The following is a 17,141-nucleotide window of genomic DNA, read 5'->3' as shown; positions in this document are numbered from 1 at the left end:
GCAAGCCGGGGGGACCGTCCCGGCCCCTTCCTAGGGTGGGGACCATGAGCCCTGCACCCTTTCGCTTCGCCGCCATCGGTCTCGACCACGCCCACATCTTCGGGCAGGTCAAGGGCCTGCTCGAGCAGGGGGGTGAGCTGGTCGGCCTGTGGACCGGGGACCCTTCGTCCGCCGTCGCCCAGACGGTGAAGCAGACCTGGCCCCAGTTCCCCTGGGTCGAGAATGCCGATGACCTGTACGACGACGCGACCATCGACCTGGTCGTGACCGCTGCAGTGCCCGGGGACCGCTCCGAGATCACCGTCAAGGCACTGCGCACTGGACACCACGTCGTCACCGACAAGCCGGGTGCCATCTCGATGGAGCAACTGGACGAGATCGAGCGGGCCGTCCAGGAGTCGGGCAAGTTCTGGTCGGTCACGTTCTCGGAGCGATTCGAGGTGCCGAGTGTCACGAAGGCTGGCCAGTTGGTGCGTGAGGGGCGGATCGGCACCGTCGTCCAGACCTTGGGCCTCGGCCCCCACCGTGAGATCGACCGCGTGCACCTGGGCACGGGGGCGACGGGGCGTCCCGACTGGTTCTACGACGACTCGCGCTTCGGGGGCATCCTCTGCGACATTGCCTCACATCAGATCGACCAGTTCCTGTGGTTCACGGGGAATTCCGACGGTGAGGTCGTGCATTCAGCCGTCGGCAATTTCGCCCACCCCGACACCCCGAAGATGCAGGACTTCGGCGAGATCCTGCTCAAGGCCGGCGATGCCCAGGGCTACATTCGCGTGGACTGGTTCACCCCGCAGGGCCTGCCCACCTGGGGCGACGGGCGACTGATCATCCTCGGCACCAAGGGCTACATCGAGCTGCGCAAGTATGTCGACATCGCCGGGCGTGAGGGCAGGGACCACCTGTTCGTCGTCGACGACAACGGCACCGAGTACCTCAATTGTGAGGACGTCGCCCTCGACTACTACCCCGACCTGGTGCGGGCACTGTCGCACGGACTGGATGCGGCCGAGCAGCAGCAGATGTTCACGGTGATGCGGTTGGCGATCACGGCCCAGCAGAAGGCCGGGAAGCGCGGGTTCGCTGTCTGACTCGCATCCACCGCCGGTCAGGCGGGACGTGCCTCCACTAGATTCCGTGCATGGCAGTGATGCGTGCTGGCGGGTTCCCGTTCCCTCGTGAAGGGGCCGACTGGTGGCGGTCGGCGGTGGTCTACCAGATCTATCCGCGCAGCTTCGCGGACTCCGACGGCGACGGCATCGGTGACCTCGCCGGCGTCACCTCCCGGGTCTGGCATCTCGCCGCCCTGGGGGTGGACGCAGTCTGGCTGAGCCCCTTCTACCCCTCGGCCCTGGCCGACGGCGGCTACGACGTCGACGACCACCGCGACGTCGACCCCCGCCTGGGTACGCTGGCTGACTTCGACGAATTGGTGGGCGCGTTGCACGGGGCCGGGCTGCGGATCATCGCCGACATCGTGCCCAACCACACCTCCGACCGTCACCCATGGTTCCGGGAGGCGTTGGCCAGCGGACGAGGGGCTCGGGAGCGGGAGCGCTACATCTTCCGCGACGGCAGGGGGCCCGGCGGCGCCGAGCCGCCCAACGACTGGCAGTCGGGATTCGGGGGACCGGCGTGGGAGCCGGTCGGCGATGGCCAGTGGTACTTCCACTACTTCGCCAAGGAACAGCCCGACCTCAACTGGGACGACCCCGGCGTGCGTGAGGACTTCCGCACCACCCTGCGGTTCTGGTCGGACCGAGGCGTTGACGGATTCCGGATCGACGTGGCCCATGGGCTGGTGAAGGACCTCTCGGAGCCGTTCGCCCCGTGGTCGGAGGTGGCCGAGGTGACCCGCGCCGACGGCACCCACCCCCTGTGGGACCGCGAGGGCGTGCACGAGATCTACGCCGACTGGCGCAGGGTGTTCGACGAGTACGACCCGCCCCGGTTCGCGGTCGCCGAAGCAGCGGTCCATCCCACCCGGCGCGCCCGCTACGCCTCCGCTGAGGGGCTCGGGCAGGCCTTCAACTTCCAGATGCAGGAGGCGGGCTTCCAACCGGACGAGTTCCGGGCGGTGATCGACGCCGGTCTTGCCGACATGCGAGTCAGCGGGTCGACCACCACCTGGCTGCTCGGTTGTCATGACACGCTGCGGGTGGCCACCCGCTACGGACTGCCCCGTGACCCCGACCTGAACTCCCACCAGGTGGGCCAGCGGTGGTTGCTGACCAACGGGGCGGAGCCCGTGGCCGACCTGGCCCTGGGTGAGCGCCGCGCCCGCGCCGCAGCCCTGGTGCTGCTGGCACTGCCCGGCGCCACCTATGTCTACCAAGGAGACGAACTGGGCCTGCACGAGGTGCCCGACCTGCCGCCGGAATCCCTGCAGGACCCGATCGCGACGCGCTCGGGTGGTACCGCCAAGGGACGCGACGGCTGCCGCGTTCCCCTGCCCTGGACGCCCGACGGGCCGTCCTTCGGTTTCGGACCGGGTGGTGCGCAACCGCCCCAGCCCGCCTGGTTCGGGCGCTACGCGGTCAGCGTCGAGGCGGACGACCCGGACTCCACCCTGTCGATGTACCGACGGGCATTGTCGTTGCGGCGTTCGCTGACCAGCGAGGAGGAGTTCGCCTGGGTGTCCGATCCGGACGAGTCGGTGCTCCACTTCGTCCGGCCGGGTGGCTGGCACTGTGTGTCGAACTTCGGGGGCGCTCCAGTTGAACTGCCCCACGGGACGGTGGCGGTGAGCAGTGTTCGGTTGGAGGACGGACGACTGCCCAGGGAGGCGACGGCCTGGGTGCTGGTGGAGGACTGACGTTGTCGGGGCTGGGGGTAGCTGCCCAGGAGCTGCAGCAGTTGCCCTCGTTTCGCGCCAGCTGCCCTCGTTTGTTGCAGTTGCCCCCGCCCAGGGGTAGGGCAGGTGCCCCGCGAGGGGGCAGGTGGTGCGAGATGAGGGCAGGTGCGCCGGACGCGGGCAGGTGGTGCGCGATGAGGGCAGGTGCGCCGGACGCGGGCAGGTGGACGAGCGGTCGGCACCTGCGGCACCGATCCAACCCCCGGCTCCAACCACCCCGCAGCACAACGCCCCGCCCGGCTCGAGGCCGGACGGGGCGTTTCCCTGATCCACAACTGGTCGGAAATCCCAGCTGTTCAGGGGCTGGCGGAGGATACGGGATTTGAACCCGTGAGGGCTTGCACCCAACCCGCTTTCCAAGCGAGCGCCATAGGCCACTAGGCGAATCCTCCGCCGGGCAGCTTACAGGCTCACGCTCGTCCGGCGCGAACCGGGGGTGACCGGCGCGAACCGGGGGTGGACCGTCAGCGCTCGTGCATCAGGGCGGAGCGCTCAAGGTACTCGTCAGGGGTGATCTCACCGTCGGCGAGGCGCCCAGCCAGCACTTCGGAGGGAGACGGCTTCTCCGGTGCCGACGGACGAGCACCCAGCATCCGTGGGTGTGACTGGCCCGCGAGGTGTTCCCGGCCCGCCCAGGTGAGGGGTCCCACTCGTCCCCGCGTGTACAGCAGCACGACCAGCAGCACGACGGCTGCTCCGACGATCACTGGTCTGCCTTCGGCGGGGCAGTGGTTCCCGAGGGGCTGCGGAGGACTGAACTGCGCTCGAGGAACTCCTCAGGAGTGATGTCGCCCGTGGCCAAGCGCATCTTCAAGGTCTCGAAGGCTTGGTCCTCGGCGGCCCTGGCCGACGTCCAGCCCGAACCCGATCCGGGGGTCGAGCCGTTGCGGGTGCGGTCGAGCCGGATCGGCCCGACCCGTCCCTTCGTCAACAGGAGCACGACGACGACGATCAGGGCGAGCACCAGCAGCAGGCCCGGCAGGAATCCGAGGAATCCGAATCCGTATCCGTGGTGGCCCCCCATGGGGCCACGGTTCATGTGCATCTCGAGCAGCGGCAGCTGGAGTGCAGGAAGCAGTGTGGTCAACATGCATCCAGTGAACTCCGCCGTTCCCGGGCACACATCGGTCACGGTGTTGATCTTTGACCCACGAGACCTACGTCAACTGACGTAGTCGAATCTCGTCCCGACAACCGATGTCATGGCCGCCCCGGCCTCGTAGGCTCGAGGGGTGACCACAGGGATGCCCGCACTGACCGAGCGCACCCGCGCGCACGGGTGGAGGTGGCTGCTCGACGTGGCCCTCGCCGTCGCAGTCGGGTGGGTGATGTCGATCGCGTGGGTGGCCGTTGCCACCCCCGACCGCATGGGCATGGGCATGGGTCGGGGCCGGATGCGTCCCGAGGTCGAGCTGACCTGGTCGCCCATCGTCCAGCTTGCGGTCGCGACCGTCGCCGTCGCGGTGGTGCTCGGTCGCGTGCTGCCCCGCACCGGTTGGGTGCTGGGGCTGGTCGGCGTGGCCGGCTACCTCGCGGCGGGCGGATCCCCGGTCGCCGCCGTGGTGGCAGCGATCGTCCTCGGGGTCCGGTTGCTGGTCCTCTCGTCCGTTCCCGTGACCACGCCCGGGAGCGCGGAGTCGGACCGCCACCCTTCACACCTCGCCCCCGCCCGGCTGTGGCCCTGGCTGGTGGCGCTGGTGCCCGCCTACCTCGCCAACGGTCTGGGCGACGGTCACCCGTGGGTCTCGGTGTTCACCACCGCGACCATGCTGGTGTGGACGACCCTCCCCCTGGTCGCCGCCGCGGCCTTCCTGGCCCGCCGGGGGCAACGGGTGAGGGAACGAGCCCTGGAACTCGAGGGGGTGGCACGGGCCGAACGGTTGCGCCTGGCCCGAGACATCCACGACGTCGTCGGGCACTCCCTGTCGCTGATCTCGCTGCAGTCGGGAGTCGCGCTGCGAGTGCTCGACACCGACCCGACCCAGGCGAGACGCAGTCTCGAGGCGATCCGGCAGACCTCGAAGGAGGCGCTCGCCGAGGTGCGCACGACCCTGGGCGTCTTCCGCGAGTCCGATGAGGCCCCGTTGGCCCCCACCCCGGGCCTGGTCGCCATCGAACGCCTGGTGCAGCAGGTGGCCTCGTCCGGTGTCTCCGTCACGTTGACGGAACTCCCGGATCCGGCGGAGGTTCCCGCCGTGGTGCAGTCGGTGGCCCATCGCGTCGTTCAGGAGTCCGTGACCAATGCCCTGCGCCACGCCCCCGGCTCACCGATCACCGCCGTGGCGGTCGTGGTCGGCCGCGACCTGAGGGTGCGGGTCGCCGACAGCGGTGCCCCGTCCCTCCCGATCCGCGAGGGCAATGGTCTGACAGGCATGCGTGAGCGGGTGCGCGCGATCGGGGGGACGATGACCATCGACGCTGGGCCGACGGGGTTCGCGGTCATGGCCACCCTGCCGCTCGAACCCCCGCTCGGTGTGGTCCCGACCGGGGCTGACACATGATCACCGTGGTGCTCGTGGACGACCAACCGCTCGTCCGGATGGGGTTGCGCGCCCTGCTCGATGCCGAGGGCGACATCGAGGTGGTCGCCGAGGGCGGCGACGGGTCCGAGGCCCTCCCCCTGGTGCGGCGCCACCACCCCGACGTGGTGCTGATGGACATCCGCATGCCCGGACTCGATGGTCTGGCGGCGTTGCGGCAGATCGTCGAGGATCCCTCGCTGTCCGGCTCGAAGGTGGTGATGCTGACGACCTTCGAGTTGGACGAGTACGTCTTCGCCGCGCTCGAGGCCGGAGCCTCGGGTTTCGTGATCAAGGACGCCGAGCCTGACGAGATCGTCCGTGCGGTACGCGCCGCGGCAGCCGGCGAGGGGATGCTCTCGCCCACGGTGACCAAGCGGGTGATCGGCCGTTTCGCCTCACCCGCCGGCCACGGACGACGGGCGCGCCCCCACCCGGGGCTCAGCCAACTCACCGAGCGGGAGAAGGAGGTGCTGGGGCTGGTGGCCGAGGGCCTGAACAATGACGAGATCGCCGGCCGACTGGTGATCTCGAAGGCCACAGCCCGCACCCACGTCGGCAACATCCTGGGCAAGCTGGGGGCCAGGGATCGCGCCCAGTTGGTGGTGATCGCCTACCAGTCGGGGTTGGCCTGAGGGCTCACTCGGTCGGTCCCGGCACCCTGCTCCCGTGCACTCCGGCCAGGCCCCAGCGCACCGCTGCCACCCCGATCCGTCCGCGGGCTCGTCCGCCACGGGGCTGGCGCAGTCCGAGCATCTGCGCGGCCCAGGGCTGCAGGATCGCCAGTCCGCCGGCGGCCAGCAGCCCGTAGGCGGGACGAGCCCACCACTGCAGGGGCGGGTCCTCGAGCAGGAAGTGGGCGGCCTCCACCGCGGCGGGGGAGACCTCGAGTTCGGGGCGGAAGGAGTCGATGGCCGCCTCGAGTCCGGCGACCGTGGTGGGCGGGTCGAGCACCCCCAACTTGGCTGCGGCGTGGCCACTCTGTTCGACGTAGCGGTCCTGCTCCGTGGGAGTGAGCGGGTCGATGCCGTAGGCGCGGTGACCGGCGAGGAACGACCAGATCTCGGCGACGTGCACCCACTCGAGCAACCGTGGGTCGCCGGCCCGGTAGGGGCGTCCGCGGAAGTCCTTGCCGCGTACGCGGTCGTGCACGGACCGCACCCGCGCGATCATCGCCTCGGCGTCGTCGATGGTTCCGAAGGTGGTGCGTCCGATGTAGTCACTGGTGCGTTGCAGTCGGCCCCACGGGTCGGACTTGTAGCCCGAGTGGCCCGCGACCCCGGCCATCGCCAACGGGTGCAGCGACTGCAGCAGCAGCGCCGTCACGCCGCTGGAGAACATGGCGGCGTCATCGTGCACCCGCCAGACGGGGTCGGTGCTCGTGAACCATCGGGGACCGGGCTTGTCGACCGTGTCCGACCTGCGTCCCAGCGCATCGTCACCGCCGACCCGACCCACCACCGCCAGTCCCACCCGGTACTGCAACGCGGAGAGGGGCTGCAGGGGGGCGGGGGCACGGGTCATGTCGTCCAGCCTAGTCGGGGCGGGCGAACCCCCCGGGGGCGACGACCCGGGCGGTGAACACCGGGGAGTTGGGGGTGCGGGCGGGCACCGGATAGACTTCTGGGCAACCCCCGTGCGGCGGCACCTCGCCCAACTCCCCCAGGGTCGGAAGACAGCAAGGGTAAGTGAGCTCTGTCGGGTGCGCGGGGGCCCTTTCATGCCTCCGTCCGGAAGGTCCGTCGGGGAGTGCTCCGGTCGTCCGGTTCGGGTGGAAGTGTCGGGAGCCTTCTCTAGAGTGGGTCCCGTGACTGACGACAATGACGACGACGCCCTGGATTTCGATCTCGACCAGGGCGTGACGGAGCAGGGCGGGCCCGGCCTGTTCGACTTCGACGAGTCGTCAGACCTCGACACCGCCGGTGAGGACGTCGGCTCGGCTGATGCACCCGACGACCCAGCCACGAGCATCGAGCGGGACGAGGCCTGGGCCGACCAGGTCGCCGCCGCGGACGCCGAGGGCCCCTCAGTCGCCGAGGTCGGCGCCGCATCCCCCGGTCTGGCCCCTCCGGCCGCGCCGGTGCGCGCCCCTCGTGCCCAGACTCCCGACGCCCCGCTGGCCCTCTACCGCCGCTACCGCCCCGACACCTTCGCGGACGTGATCGGCCAGGAGCACGTCACCGAACCGTTGCAGCGAGCCCTGGCCAACAACAAGGTGAACCACGCCTATCTGTTCTCGGGGCCTCGAGGCTGCGGAAAGACCACCTCGGCGCGCATCCTGGCCCGCGCCCTCAACTGCGAGCAGGGGCCGACCCCGACGCCGTGCGGGGAATGCCTGTCGTGTCGGGAACTGGCTCGCGGTGGCTCCGGTTCGATCGACGTGATCGAAATCGATGCGGCCTCCCACGGTGGCGTGGACGACGCCCGAGACCTTCGTGAGCGGGCATTCTTCGCGCCCGTCAACAGCCGCTACAAGATCTACATCGTCGACGAGGCGCACATGGTGACCTCGGCCGGTTTCAACGCCCTGCTGAAGTTGGTCGAGGAGCCGCCGCCCCACGTGAAGTTCATCTTCGCCACCACCGAGCCCGAGAAGGTGATCGGCACGATCCGGTCGCGCACGCACCACTACCCGTTCCGGCTGGTTCCGCCGAAGGTGCTCTCCGGCTATCTCGGACGACTCTGCGAGGCCGAGGGGGTGCCCGTCGACGACGCGGTGCTGCCACTGGTGGTGCGCGCCGGCGCCGGTTCGGTGCGTGACTCGTTGTCGGTCCTCGACCAGTTGTTGGGTGGCGCCGGCGAGGGGGGTGTCAGTTACGACCAGGCCGCCAGCCTGCTGGGGTTCACCCCGGACACCCTGCTCGACGAGATCATGGACGCGTTCGCCGCCGGTGACGCCAAGGGCGTCTTCGCCACCATCGACAAGGTCATCGAGGTGGGTCAGGACCCTCGCCGGTTCGCGGAGGACCTGTTGCGCCGTCTGCGTGACCTGGTGATCGTGGCCGCGGTGCCCGACGCGATGTCGTCCGGCCTCATCGACGTCGCCGGCGACCAGGCCGACCGACTGACGGTGCAGGCCCAGGGCTTGGGGGCCGGGGAACTGACCCGCGCGGCCGAGGTGATCGCGCAGGGTCTCACCGACATGCGGGGCACCACGGCCCCGCGGCTGCACCTCGAGCTGATGTGCGCGCGCGTGCTGCTCCCCGGCGCCGACGTCGACGGACGAGGTGTGCACGCCCGCCTCGACCGTCTCGAGCGACGCCTCGCCGACACCGGCGTGCCGGTCGACCGCCAAGGGGCCGCCACGCAGCCGGAGCCCCTCGAGCCCAAGGTGTGGCCCGACCAGGAGCGGGTGCACCAGGGTCGCCCCGGCCACCCCGTCACCCCCGGCCACGCAGCCGCAGCGGAAACGGTGGGACCTCCCACCCCTGGGCAGGAGCGGCCGGTCGAGCAACCCCCGTCGCCGGCGAGCCAGGCCCACCAGTCGCAGTCGGACGAGCGCCCGGCGGATCAGCCCCCGGAAAGTCCCACGGCGGAGCAGCAGCCGCGGTCCCTCCAGCGAGCCCCCGGACCGCGCGCCGCCACCCCGCCCCCGACGGACGAGTCGACGAAGCGGTCGCAGGCCCAGGTGCCGCCGGGCACCATCGATGTCACCCGCCTGCGTGCCGAGTGGCCACGGGTCCTCGAGGAGGTGCGCTCCCGACGACGGTTCTCGTGGATCCTGCTCAGCCAGAACGCCCAAGTGCTGGATGTGACCGATGGAGTGCTCACCCTCGGGTTCGCCAACCCGGGTGCCCGTGACAACTACACCCAAGGAGGCACGCCGGACGTGCTCCTGGACTCGCTGGTCGAGGTGCTCGGAGCCAACCTGCACGTGAACGCCGTGGTCGACGGCACCGAGCGCAGTCACGCGGCCCGCGGCGGCCAGCCCACCCACCCCAGCCAGCAGCCCTCGGGCAGGACGGCCCCTGACGCGGGACGCCAGCAGGAGTCGGCGCGCCACCTGCACGCGGTGCCCGACACCGCGCACCCCTCCGCTGTGGGACACGACCTGCCCGCCGAGCCACCACACGACCCCGACGAGGACCCCGACCCGGCCGGTGGCCCGTTCCCCCCTGACCGGACCTCCCCGGCCCAAGCCACCGACGCCGCTCTCCCGAACAAGGCCCGGACCAGCCGTCCGAGCAGCCAGCCGGGGGCGTCCGAGGACAGCCGACGCGAGCACGTGCGCCGCGCGAAGGAGGCGATTCGTCCGATGGCCCGGGGGAGTTCCACGGCTGGCTCACCCACCACACCCCAGGACGACGCCGACGAGGACGTCTTGGCCGAGGACGACGACCCGGTGATCGACTCGGGGGAGTCGGCGCACGAACTGATTGCCAAGCACCTGGGTGGCACGGTCATCGAGGAGGGGTGAGCAGCCCCACTAGGCTCACGGGCATGGACTTCCGCAACAGCTACGCCCAGGGGTTCGCACGCGTCGCCGCCTGCACCGTGCCCGTCGCGGACTTCGACGCTGCCACCAACGTCGAGCGCATCCTGGAGCAGGCCGCCGTCCTCCACGACCAGCACGTGGCGGTGGCCGTGTTCCCCGAACTCGGTGTGTCGGGCTATGCCATCGACGACCTGTTGCTGAACGACTCCCTGCTCGACGCCGTGCACGGCGGGATCACCGAGATCGTCCACGCCTCCCGTGAGCTGATGCCGATCCTGGTGGTCGGTGCACCGTTGTCGGTCGGCAACCGTCTGTACAACTGCGCAGTGGTCGTCCACCGCGGCGAGGTGCTGGGGATCGTCCCCAAGACCTACCTGCCCAACTACCGCGAGTTCTACGAGAAGCGTCACTTCGCCTCGGGCGCCAGCCTCGAGATCGACGAGATCGAGCGTCCCGAGTGGGTGCGTCCCGGATCCGACCCGTGGGTTCCAGTCGGTGCGCGGCTGCTCTTCCAGGTGGACGACGTGCCGGGTCTCACCATCCACGTCGAGGTCTGTGAGGACATGTGGGTTCCCGTGCCGCCGAGCGCGCACGCGGCCCTGCACGGCGCCACTGTGTTGCTCAACCTCTCGGCCTCGCCCATCACCATCGGCCGCGCTGCCGACCGCCACCTGCTGGCGCGGAGCGCCTCGTCCCGCGACAACGCCGTCTACGCCTACGCCGCCGCCATGTTCGGGGAATCGACCACCGACCTGTCCTGGGACGGCATGACCATGGTCTACGAACTGGGCACGCTGCTGGGGGAGACCGAGCGATTCCCCCAGCAGGCGCAGGCAACGGTCGTCGACGTCGACCTGGACCGTCTGCGCCAGGAACGCCTCCGGCAGGGCTCCTTCGACGACAACCGGGCTGCGCTGACCTCCCAGGGCTGGGACGACACCTACACGGTCGTCCACACCGAACTCCAGCCGCCCTCCGGCGACCTGGGTCTGTTGCGCAAGGTCGACCGGTTCCCCTTCGTACCGGACGACGCAGCCCGCCTCGCCCAGGACTGTTACGAGGGCTACAACATCCAGGTCTCGGGGCTCGAGCGTCGCATGCTGGCCATCGGCGGGGGCAACCCCGAGAAGGCGCCGAAGATCTGCATCGGTGTCTCGGGCGGGCTCGACTCCACCCATGCCCTGATCGTCGCTGCCAAGGCCTGCGACCGACTGGGGTTGCCGCGCACCCACATCCTCGCCTACACGATGCCCGGTTTCGCGACCACGGCCCACACCAAGTCCAACGCCCAGGCATTGTCGGAGGCGCTCGGCGTCACCTTCGAGGAGGTCGACATCCGGCCCTTGGCGACCCAGCTGCTGAAGGACCTCAAGCACCCCTTCGGCGACGGCCACGAGGTCTACGACATCACCTTCGAGAACGTTCAGGCGGGGGTCCGCTACGACTTCCTCTTCCGGGCCGCCAACCATCACGGTGGCATCGTGCTGGGTACCGGAGACCTCTCGGAACTGGCCCTGGGCTGGTGCACCTACGGGGTCGGTGACCAGATGAGCCACTACGGGGTGAACACCGGTGTGCCGAAGACCTTGATGCAGCACCTGATCAGGTGGGTGGTCTCGTCTCGTCAGTTCGGGGACGACGTCAACGGCCTGCTGACCAGCATCCTCGACACCGAGATCACCCCGGAGTTGATTCCCACGAAGGAGGGCGAGACACCCCAGTCGACGGAGGCCTCGGTCGGTCCCTACGCGCTGCAGGACTTCACGCTCCACCACCTGCTGCGCCACGGCATGCGTCCCCGTCGGATCGCGTACCTCGCCTGGGTGGCCTGGCATGACGAGTCGCTGGGGGAGTGGCCCGAAGGGTTCCCCGACGACCAGCGGGTCGCGTACGACCTGGCAGCGGTTCGGGCCTGGCTGGTGGTGTTCGTGAAGAGGTTCGCCACCAACCAGTTCAAGCGCTCGGCCCTGCCCAACGGCCCCAAGGTGATCGCCGGCGGAACGCTCAGTCCGCGCGGGGACTGGCGGATGCCCTCGGACGTGTCGGCCAAGCTGTGGCTCGACGAGATCGAGCGCGACGTGCCGTCCGCATAAGCTGGACCGGTATTGCGGCTCGACACCCCACTCAACCAACCCGGGGTTGAGCCACCCACTCGACATCCCAGACAGAGGAGACGCCATGTTCGGTGAAGGCATGGACATGAACGCCCTGCTCGCCCAGGCGCAGGCGATGCAGTCGCAGTTGCAGACGGCCCAGGAGGAACTGGCCGCCAGCGAGTTCACCGGATCGGCAGGCGGCGACCTGGTCGTCGCCACCGTGCTGGGCACCGGCGAACTGACCCACCTGGTCATCAAGCCGGAAGCCATCGACCCGGACGACGCCGAGGGTTTGGCTGATCTCGTGCTCGCAGCCGTCCGTTCGGCCAACTCACAGCTCCAGGCCAAGGCCGCCGCCGTCATGCCGCAGCTGCCCGGCGGGCTCGGCTTCTGAGGTGTACGAGGGAGCACTGCAAGAACTGATCGACGCCCTCGGCACGTTGCCGGGCATCGGTCCGCGCTCAGCCCAACGGATCGCGTTCCACCTGCTCGACGCGCCCACCGAGGACGTGAACCACCTCGCGGACGCCCTGCGCGAGCTGAAGTTGCGCGCCAAGTTCTGCGAGGTCTGCTTCAACGTCTCGACGGAGGACAAGTGCGCCATCTGTCGTGACCCGCGCCGTGACCACAGCTACCTGTGCGTGGTCGAGGAGTCCAAGGACGTGATGGCGATCGAGCGCACCCGCGAGTTCCGGGGGCTCTACCACGTGTTGGGTGGAACCATCTCGCCGATCGACGGGCGGGGCCCCAGCGACCTGCACATCCGGGAACTGTTCGTCCGGTTGCAGGATCCCGCGATCAGCGAGGTGATCCTCGCCACCGACCCCACTGTCGACGGTGAGGCGACGGCCACCTACCTCACCCGCCAGTTGGCACCGACCGGGGTGACCGTCTCCCGGCTGGCCAGTGGACTCCCCGTGGGTGGTGACCTGGAGTACGCCGACGAGGTCACCCTCGGACGAGCCTTCGAGGGTCGCCGCGTGGTCGCGTCCCCGCCTGCAGCGCAGGTCTGAGGCCGGACGAGGGCAGCTGGTGCGGCCACTGGCGCCGACGAGCCTCGAGACTCAGCGGCGTCGCGAGGCCTCGGGCACGTTCCGTCGCCACGCCTTCAACAGCGAGCGCCGCTGTTGCGGGTCGTCCGGCAGTCCGAACGGACGAGCAACCATCGCCCCGAACGCCGATCCGGCTGCCAACCAGACCGCCGTCAACACGGCCGTGAGCAGGAGCCGGGGCGACTCCGAGGCCAGCACCGTCTGGCCCTGGTTGAGCTGGACGGTGGCGAGCAGACCTCGATAGGTGACCATGCCCGGCAGCAACGACACCACCCCCGCCGAGAGCAGCGCCAGCTGGGACACTCGCCACCGGCGGGTGCCCAACTGGGCGATGAACGACACGGCGAACGCCCCCAGACCGGCCGCGGCGGCCGTCCCGACCTGGCTGGTCAGCAGTCTCGACACGGCGACTCCCAGCCCACCCAGGGCGGCGCTGAGGGGGAGCGACCGGGGCCCGAGGTGGCAGACGACGGCGAATGACACCGAGATCACCATGGCGGCGGGCACCTGCACCAGCAGGGGTGTGAGTGCCCCCACCTGCGGGGTGAGGTAGGCGGGAACGCCGAACCGCAGCCCGACCCACAGGGTCGTCAGCAGACCGAGGATGATGCCGCCTGTCTGCAGCAGCACCTCGACCATCCGAGCGCCCGAGGTCACGTAGTACCCGTCGATGGCGTCGCGTGCGGCGGTCATCAGGGCGAGGCCCGAGAGCATCGCCACCATGCCGGCCGAGACCACCATGGACGGTGACACCGACAGCGGCACCCAGGGGGTGGAACGTCCCAGCATGATCGCGATCGCGACCAGTCCCAGGGCGGAGGCCCCGGCGATCTGCTGGAAGAAGCCCGGCATCCGGCTGCGCGCGACCCACCCCTGCACCCGTTCGATCAGGCCGCACACCAAGGCAGCGAGCACGATCTCGAGCCCGTTGGCGCCGATCAGCCACGCGACCGCACCCCCCAGCGCGCCGGTGGCCGTCGAGACGAGCCAGCGGCGGTAGGTCCGGGGGCTGTGGGACTCGTCCAGTACGGCTTGGCGGGCATCGTCCAGCGCCAGTCGTCCCGAGGCGATGTCGGCGCCGATCCCTTCGAGGCGAGCGAGCCGCTGGTAGTCGGTCTCCCGCGAACGGACGGTGCGCAGCAGCGTGATGGGGTCCTCGTCGTAACCGCGCTGGTGGGTCATGGTGACCGAGGTGAAGGTGACGTCGACATGGGCGGGAACGTGGTGGTGGTCGGCCACCAACAGCGCGATCGCGGTGGCGTCCGCGGCCGAGGCACCCGCACCCAGTGACAACGAGGCGAGGCGGGTGGCGATGTCGAGCACCATCCGAGCCTGTCTGGCCTCCATCTGTCGCAGCGTCTCGTCGTCGCTGCGAGCGGGCGTCTGATCGCGCCCGGCTTGCCAGACGGCGCGAGCCCGGTCACGCCAGCCACGTGGGTCGCCCATCGTCGCTCTCCTGTGGTCTGGGATCGTGGCATCTGTGGCACGATCGGCCCACGTCGTGGACGGGGCCGGTGCGAGCCTGATGCTAGTGGTGCACCCCTTCGAGCGCATCGGCGGCCCGCACCCTAGGGTCGAGTCATGATTCATTCCCGCCTCGAATTGTTCAGCGAATCCCTCGGCATGTGCACCTCGGTGACGGTGCTGCTGCCCCAGCGCACGAGCGGTCAGATCGGCATGGCGGGGGCGACCGCTGCCGGCCCGCCACCGGTGCTGTGGCTGCTGCACGGTGCCAGTGACGACGACACCATCTGGCTGCGGCGCACCTCGATCGAGCGCTACGCCGCCGAGTACGGCCTGGCGGTGGTCATGCCCCATGCCGGTCTCAGCTTCTACTGCGACGAGGCGCGGGGGCAGAAGTGGTGGACCTGGATCTCGCAGGAACTGCCAGCGGTTCTCGACGACACCTTCAAGCTGGCCACCGAGCGTGACCAGACCTTCGTCGCGGGGCTGTCGATGGGCGGGTTCGGTGCCTTCAAACTCGCCCTCAACCAGCCCGGACGATTCGCCGCCGCCGCCTCGCTGTCGGGGGCCCTGTGGAAGGCGAGCCCGGATCTGCGCGAGCGCCTCGGCGAGTGGTACGACCGCATCTGGGGCGAGGCGGGTCTGCAGGTGGGCGGGGTGGACGACCTGGCTGGGCTGTTGGGATCGGCCGACAAGAACTCCCTTCCGAAGCTGTGGACGACCTGCGGCACCGAGGACTTCCTCTACCAGGACAACCTGGACTTCGAGGCTGCTGCCGCCGCCGCCGGGGTGCCGCTCGAGATCGAACACCGGCCCGGTGGGCACGAGTGGGGGTACTGGGACCAAGCCATCCAGGACGTGCTCGCGTGGTTGCCCATCGAGAAGCTCGCCTGAACACGCCCCTGTGACGGGCGAGCGAATCCGCCGAATCGGGGGCCCATGGCCCCCCGGCGTGTTTCGCTGGGCGAATCCGCTCCGCAGGAGCGGTCCGACTCCCGGAAGGTTCGCCATGTCCCCCCACGGTTCCCTGCCGTCCCGAGATCCTCTGCTGCCCGGCTCCGCACTGTCGCGGCGCTCGCTCATCAGCGCCGCCGCGGTCGGTGCCGCGGCCAGTTCCCTCGCTCTCGGCCAGACTCGGACGGCGGCAGCAGCTCCGCCGTCCGATCCGGCCGCCGTCACCCCGGGTGACCCCAACGGCGCCGGCACCGACCCCCACCTGCGCAAGTTCGACCTGCGCGCGATGTGGGTCGCGACCGTCGCCAACATCGACTTCCCCTCCAAGCGGGGCCTCTCCGCCGACCAGATGAAGGCGGAACTGGTGGCCTGGCTCGACCTGGCCCGAGCCTCGAACCACAACGCTGTGGTCTACCAGGTTCGTCCCACGGCCGACACCTTCTGGCCCAGCGCCCTGGAGCCGTGGTCACACTGGCTGACGGGCACCCAGGGGGTCGATCCCGGCTTCGACCCCCTGCAGTTCTGCATCGACGAGGCCCATGCGCGGGGCCTCGAGGTCCACGCCTGGTACAACCCCTTCCGGGTCGCCATGGACGAGGCCGGTTCGGCCCTCATCCCCAGCCACCCGGCGAGGGTGCATCCCGAGTGGACCATTCCCTACGGCGGCAAGCTCTACTACAACCCCGGGGTGCCCGAGGCGCGGCAGCACACCATCGACGTCATCATGGAGTCCGTCGCGGCCTACGACGTCGACGCCGTGCACTTCGACGACTACTTCTACCCCTACCCGGTGGCGGGCAAGGTATTCCACGACGAGGAGCAGTACGAGCAATACGGCGACGGCCAGAGCCTGGCGGACTGGCGCCGATCGAACATCGACGACCTGGTCGTGCGGCTGGGCCGGGCCATCAAGGCCGTCAAGCCCACGGTGCAGTTCGGCATCTCGCCGTTCGCGGTGTGGCGCAATGTCGGGACCGACCCCGAGGGCTCGGACACCACGGCAGGTGCCCAGACCTATGACGACCTCTACGCCGACACCCGTCGCTGGGTGCGTGAGGAACTGATCGACTACATCGCCCCGCAGATCTACTGGTCCCTCACCCTGGCGGCGGCCGAGTACGACAAGGTCGCCGAGTGGTGGCTCGAGCAGTGCGAGGGCAGGAACGTGCACCTCTACATCGGGCAGGCGACCTACAAGGTCGGGGTCAACTTCGACCCGCCGTGGAAGGACCCGCTCGAACTCAACCGGCACCTCGAGTGGAATGCCCAGTACGGGTCGCGGATCGGCGGGAACATGTACTTCTCCGCCAAGGACGTGCGCGCCAACCGGCTGGACGCCACCGGCATCGTCAACCGCACCTGGTACTCCAAGCCGGCGCTGACCCCGCGTTCACCCTGGCTGGACGCCGTGGCCCCGCCGACCCCCCAGCGCGCCTGGTTGTTGCCGGGCGGCCGGATGAACGTGCTGTACGGGTCACCCGAGGCGACATCCGTGCTCGTGTACCGGCTGCCGGAGGGGGTGGCGGCCACGCCGACCACCCTCGCGGACACCCAGTACCTCGCAGCCGTCGTGCCCGCGGTGCCGAACACACCGGACGAGCGGCTGCAGACCATCACCCTGCCGCCCTCGTCGACCGGTGACCGCTGGTGGGTCAGCGTCGCCGATCGCTGCAGCAACGAGTCCGCGGCCGTACCTGCCAGCTGACCGAACCCGGAAACTCGTCGCCAGTCGACGTCCGTGCCCCCCAGGAGGGGGTCAGGGAC

Annotated in this window: 14 protein-coding genes, 1 tRNA gene and 1 other RNA gene; 11 read left to right on the top strand and 5 right to left on the bottom strand. The window is 69.8% G+C overall.

Annotated features, from left to right (window positions below; translation table 11 throughout):
• Positions 1 to 44 precede the first annotated feature (44 nt).
• Together QQZ11_RS03645 and QQZ11_RS03640 are read left to right on the top strand one after the other, a co-directional pair.
• Complete coding sequence (locus tag QQZ11_RS03645) at positions 45 to 1,094, top strand: Gfo/Idh/MocA family protein (RefSeq protein WP_284548727.1); 1,050 nt, start codon at positions 45 to 47, stop codon at positions 1,092 to 1,094.
• A gap of 50 nt (positions 1,095 to 1,144) precedes the next feature.
• Entirely contained in the window at positions 1,145 to 2,818 is a 1,674-nt protein-coding gene (locus QQZ11_RS03640; protein WP_446698807.1) for a glycoside hydrolase family 13 protein, read from the top strand.
• 343 nt (positions 2,819 to 3,161) lie between these two features.
• Here QQZ11_RS03640 and QQZ11_RS03635 read toward each other — a convergent pair.
• The 3 genes from QQZ11_RS03635 to QQZ11_RS03625 form a co-directional block, all read right to left on the bottom strand.
• Positions 3,162 to 3,249: transfer RNA gene (locus tag QQZ11_RS03635), tRNA-Ser, on the bottom strand.
• A gap of 72 nt (positions 3,250 to 3,321) precedes the next feature.
• A complete protein-coding gene (locus tag QQZ11_RS03630) occupies positions 3,322 to 3,564 on the bottom strand; it encodes a hypothetical protein (protein ID WP_022909236.1) in 243 nt (80 codons plus the stop codon).
• Positions 3,561 to 3,947, bottom strand: a complete 387-nt coding sequence (locus QQZ11_RS03625) for a hypothetical protein (protein WP_284548725.1) — start codon at positions 3,945 to 3,947, stop codon at positions 3,561 to 3,563. The genes QQZ11_RS03630 and QQZ11_RS03625 overlap by 4 nt, the downstream gene beginning before the upstream one ends.
• 142 nt (positions 3,948 to 4,089) lie before the next feature.
• Here QQZ11_RS03625 and QQZ11_RS03620 point away from each other — a divergent pair, with 142 nt between their 5' ends.
• Positions 4,090 to 5,358 (top strand): sensor histidine kinase, encoded by a 1,269-nt coding sequence (locus QQZ11_RS03620; RefSeq protein ID WP_284548723.1) that lies wholly within the window; start codon positions 4,090 to 4,092, stop codon positions 5,356 to 5,358.
• Entirely contained in the window at positions 5,355 to 6,011 is a 657-nt protein-coding gene (locus QQZ11_RS03615; RefSeq protein WP_284548722.1) for a response regulator, read from the top strand. The genes QQZ11_RS03620 and QQZ11_RS03615 overlap by 4 nt, the downstream gene beginning before the upstream one ends.
• A gap of 4 nt (positions 6,012 to 6,015) precedes the next feature.
• Here the strand turns inward: QQZ11_RS03615 and QQZ11_RS03610 are convergent, their stop codons facing one another.
• A complete protein-coding gene (locus QQZ11_RS03610) occupies positions 6,016 to 6,900 on the bottom strand; it encodes an oxygenase MpaB family protein (protein WP_284548720.1) in 885 nt (294 codons plus the stop codon).
• Positions 6,901 to 7,004: 104 nt separating this feature from the next.
• On the opposite strand from QQZ11_RS03610, the gene ffs reads away from it, so the two are divergent.
• The 5 genes from ffs to recR all read left to right on the top strand — a co-directional run bounded on the left by ffs (position 7,005) and on the right by recR (position 12,920).
• An RNA gene (ffs, locus tag QQZ11_RS03605) (signal recognition particle sRNA small type) lies at positions 7,005 to 7,095 on the top strand.
• A gap of 1 nt (position 7,096) precedes the next feature.
• Positions 7,097 to 9,793: a DNA polymerase III subunit gamma and tau gene (locus QQZ11_RS03600; RefSeq protein ID WP_446698806.1), complete on the top strand. Its 2,697-nt coding sequence runs from the start codon at positions 7,097 to 7,099 to the stop codon at positions 9,791 to 9,793.
• A gap of 23 nt (positions 9,794 to 9,816) precedes the next feature.
• A complete protein-coding gene (locus QQZ11_RS03595; protein ID WP_284550146.1) occupies positions 9,817 to 11,904 on the top strand; it encodes an NAD(+) synthase in 2,088 nt (695 codons plus the stop codon).
• A gap of 85 nt (positions 11,905 to 11,989) precedes the next feature.
• On the top strand, positions 11,990 to 12,301 hold the full coding sequence (locus tag QQZ11_RS03590; RefSeq protein WP_022909243.1) for a YbaB/EbfC family nucleoid-associated protein: 312 nt from the start codon (positions 11,990 to 11,992) through the stop codon (positions 12,299 to 12,301).
• Position 12,302: 1 nt separating this feature from the next.
• On the top strand, positions 12,303 to 12,920 hold the full coding sequence (gene recR, locus QQZ11_RS03585) for a recombination mediator RecR (protein WP_022909244.1): 618 nt from the start codon (positions 12,303 to 12,305) through the stop codon (positions 12,918 to 12,920).
• Positions 12,921 to 12,971: 51 nt separating this feature from the next.
• Here the strand turns inward: recR and QQZ11_RS03580 are convergent, their stop codons facing one another.
• Positions 12,972 to 14,405: a threonine/serine ThrE exporter family protein gene (locus tag QQZ11_RS03580; RefSeq protein ID WP_284548717.1), complete on the bottom strand. Its 1,434-nt coding sequence runs from the start codon at positions 14,403 to 14,405 to the stop codon at positions 12,972 to 12,974.
• Between the two features lie 135 nt (positions 14,406 to 14,540).
• Between QQZ11_RS03580 and QQZ11_RS03575 the strand changes: the two genes are divergently transcribed.
• Positions 14,541 to 15,317, top strand: a complete 777-nt coding sequence (locus QQZ11_RS03575; RefSeq protein ID WP_022909246.1) for an alpha/beta hydrolase — start codon at positions 14,541 to 14,543, stop codon at positions 15,315 to 15,317.
• 115 nt (positions 15,318 to 15,432) lie between these two features.
• Positions 15,433 to 17,082: a glycoside hydrolase family 10 protein gene (locus QQZ11_RS03570; RefSeq protein ID WP_284548715.1), complete on the top strand. Its 1,650-nt coding sequence runs from the start codon at positions 15,433 to 15,435 to the stop codon at positions 17,080 to 17,082.
• The last annotated feature ends 59 nt before the right edge of the window (positions 17,083 to 17,141 follow it).

This window comes from Aestuariimicrobium sp. T2.26MG-19.2B, assembly GCF_950101875.1.
Classification (GTDB): domain Bacteria; phylum Actinomycetota; class Actinomycetes; order Propionibacteriales; family Propionibacteriaceae; genus Aestuariimicrobium; species Aestuariimicrobium kwangyangense.
Note: the sequence above shows the minus strand (reverse complement) of the source record. Positions and strands in the feature narration are given on the sequence as shown.

Coding starts and splice junctions, on each gene's coding strand:
- QQZ11_RS03645 (WP_284548727.1), top strand. CDS start 45: ATGAGCCCTGCACCCTTTCGCTTCGCCGCCATCGGTCTCGACCACGCC.
- QQZ11_RS03640 (WP_446698807.1), top strand. CDS start 1,145: ATGGCAGTGATGCGTGCTGGCGGGTTCCCGTTCCCTCGTGAAGGGGCC.
- QQZ11_RS03625 (WP_284548725.1), bottom strand. CDS start 3,947: ATGTTGACCACACTGCTTCCTGCACTCCAGCTGCCGCTGCTCGAGATG.
- QQZ11_RS03615 (WP_284548722.1), top strand. CDS start 5,355: ATGATCACCGTGGTGCTCGTGGACGACCAACCGCTCGTCCGGATGGGG.
- QQZ11_RS03610 (WP_284548720.1), bottom strand. CDS start 6,900: ATGACCCGTGCCCCCGCCCCCCTGCAGCCCCTCTCCGCGTTGCAGTAC.
- QQZ11_RS03600 (WP_446698806.1), top strand. CDS start 7,097: ATGCCTCCGTCCGGAAGGTCCGTCGGGGAGTGCTCCGGTCGTCCGGTT.
- QQZ11_RS03595 (WP_284550146.1), top strand. CDS start 9,817: ATGGACTTCCGCAACAGCTACGCCCAGGGGTTCGCACGCGTCGCCGCC.
- QQZ11_RS03590 (WP_022909243.1), top strand. CDS start 11,990: ATGTTCGGTGAAGGCATGGACATGAACGCCCTGCTCGCCCAGGCGCAG.
- QQZ11_RS03580 (WP_284548717.1), bottom strand. CDS start 14,405: ATGGGCGACCCACGTGGCTGGCGTGACCGGGCTCGCGCCGTCTGGCAA.
- QQZ11_RS03575 (WP_022909246.1), top strand. CDS start 14,541: ATGATTCATTCCCGCCTCGAATTGTTCAGCGAATCCCTCGGCATGTGC.
- QQZ11_RS03570 (WP_284548715.1), top strand. CDS start 15,433: ATGTCCCCCCACGGTTCCCTGCCGTCCCGAGATCCTCTGCTGCCCGGC.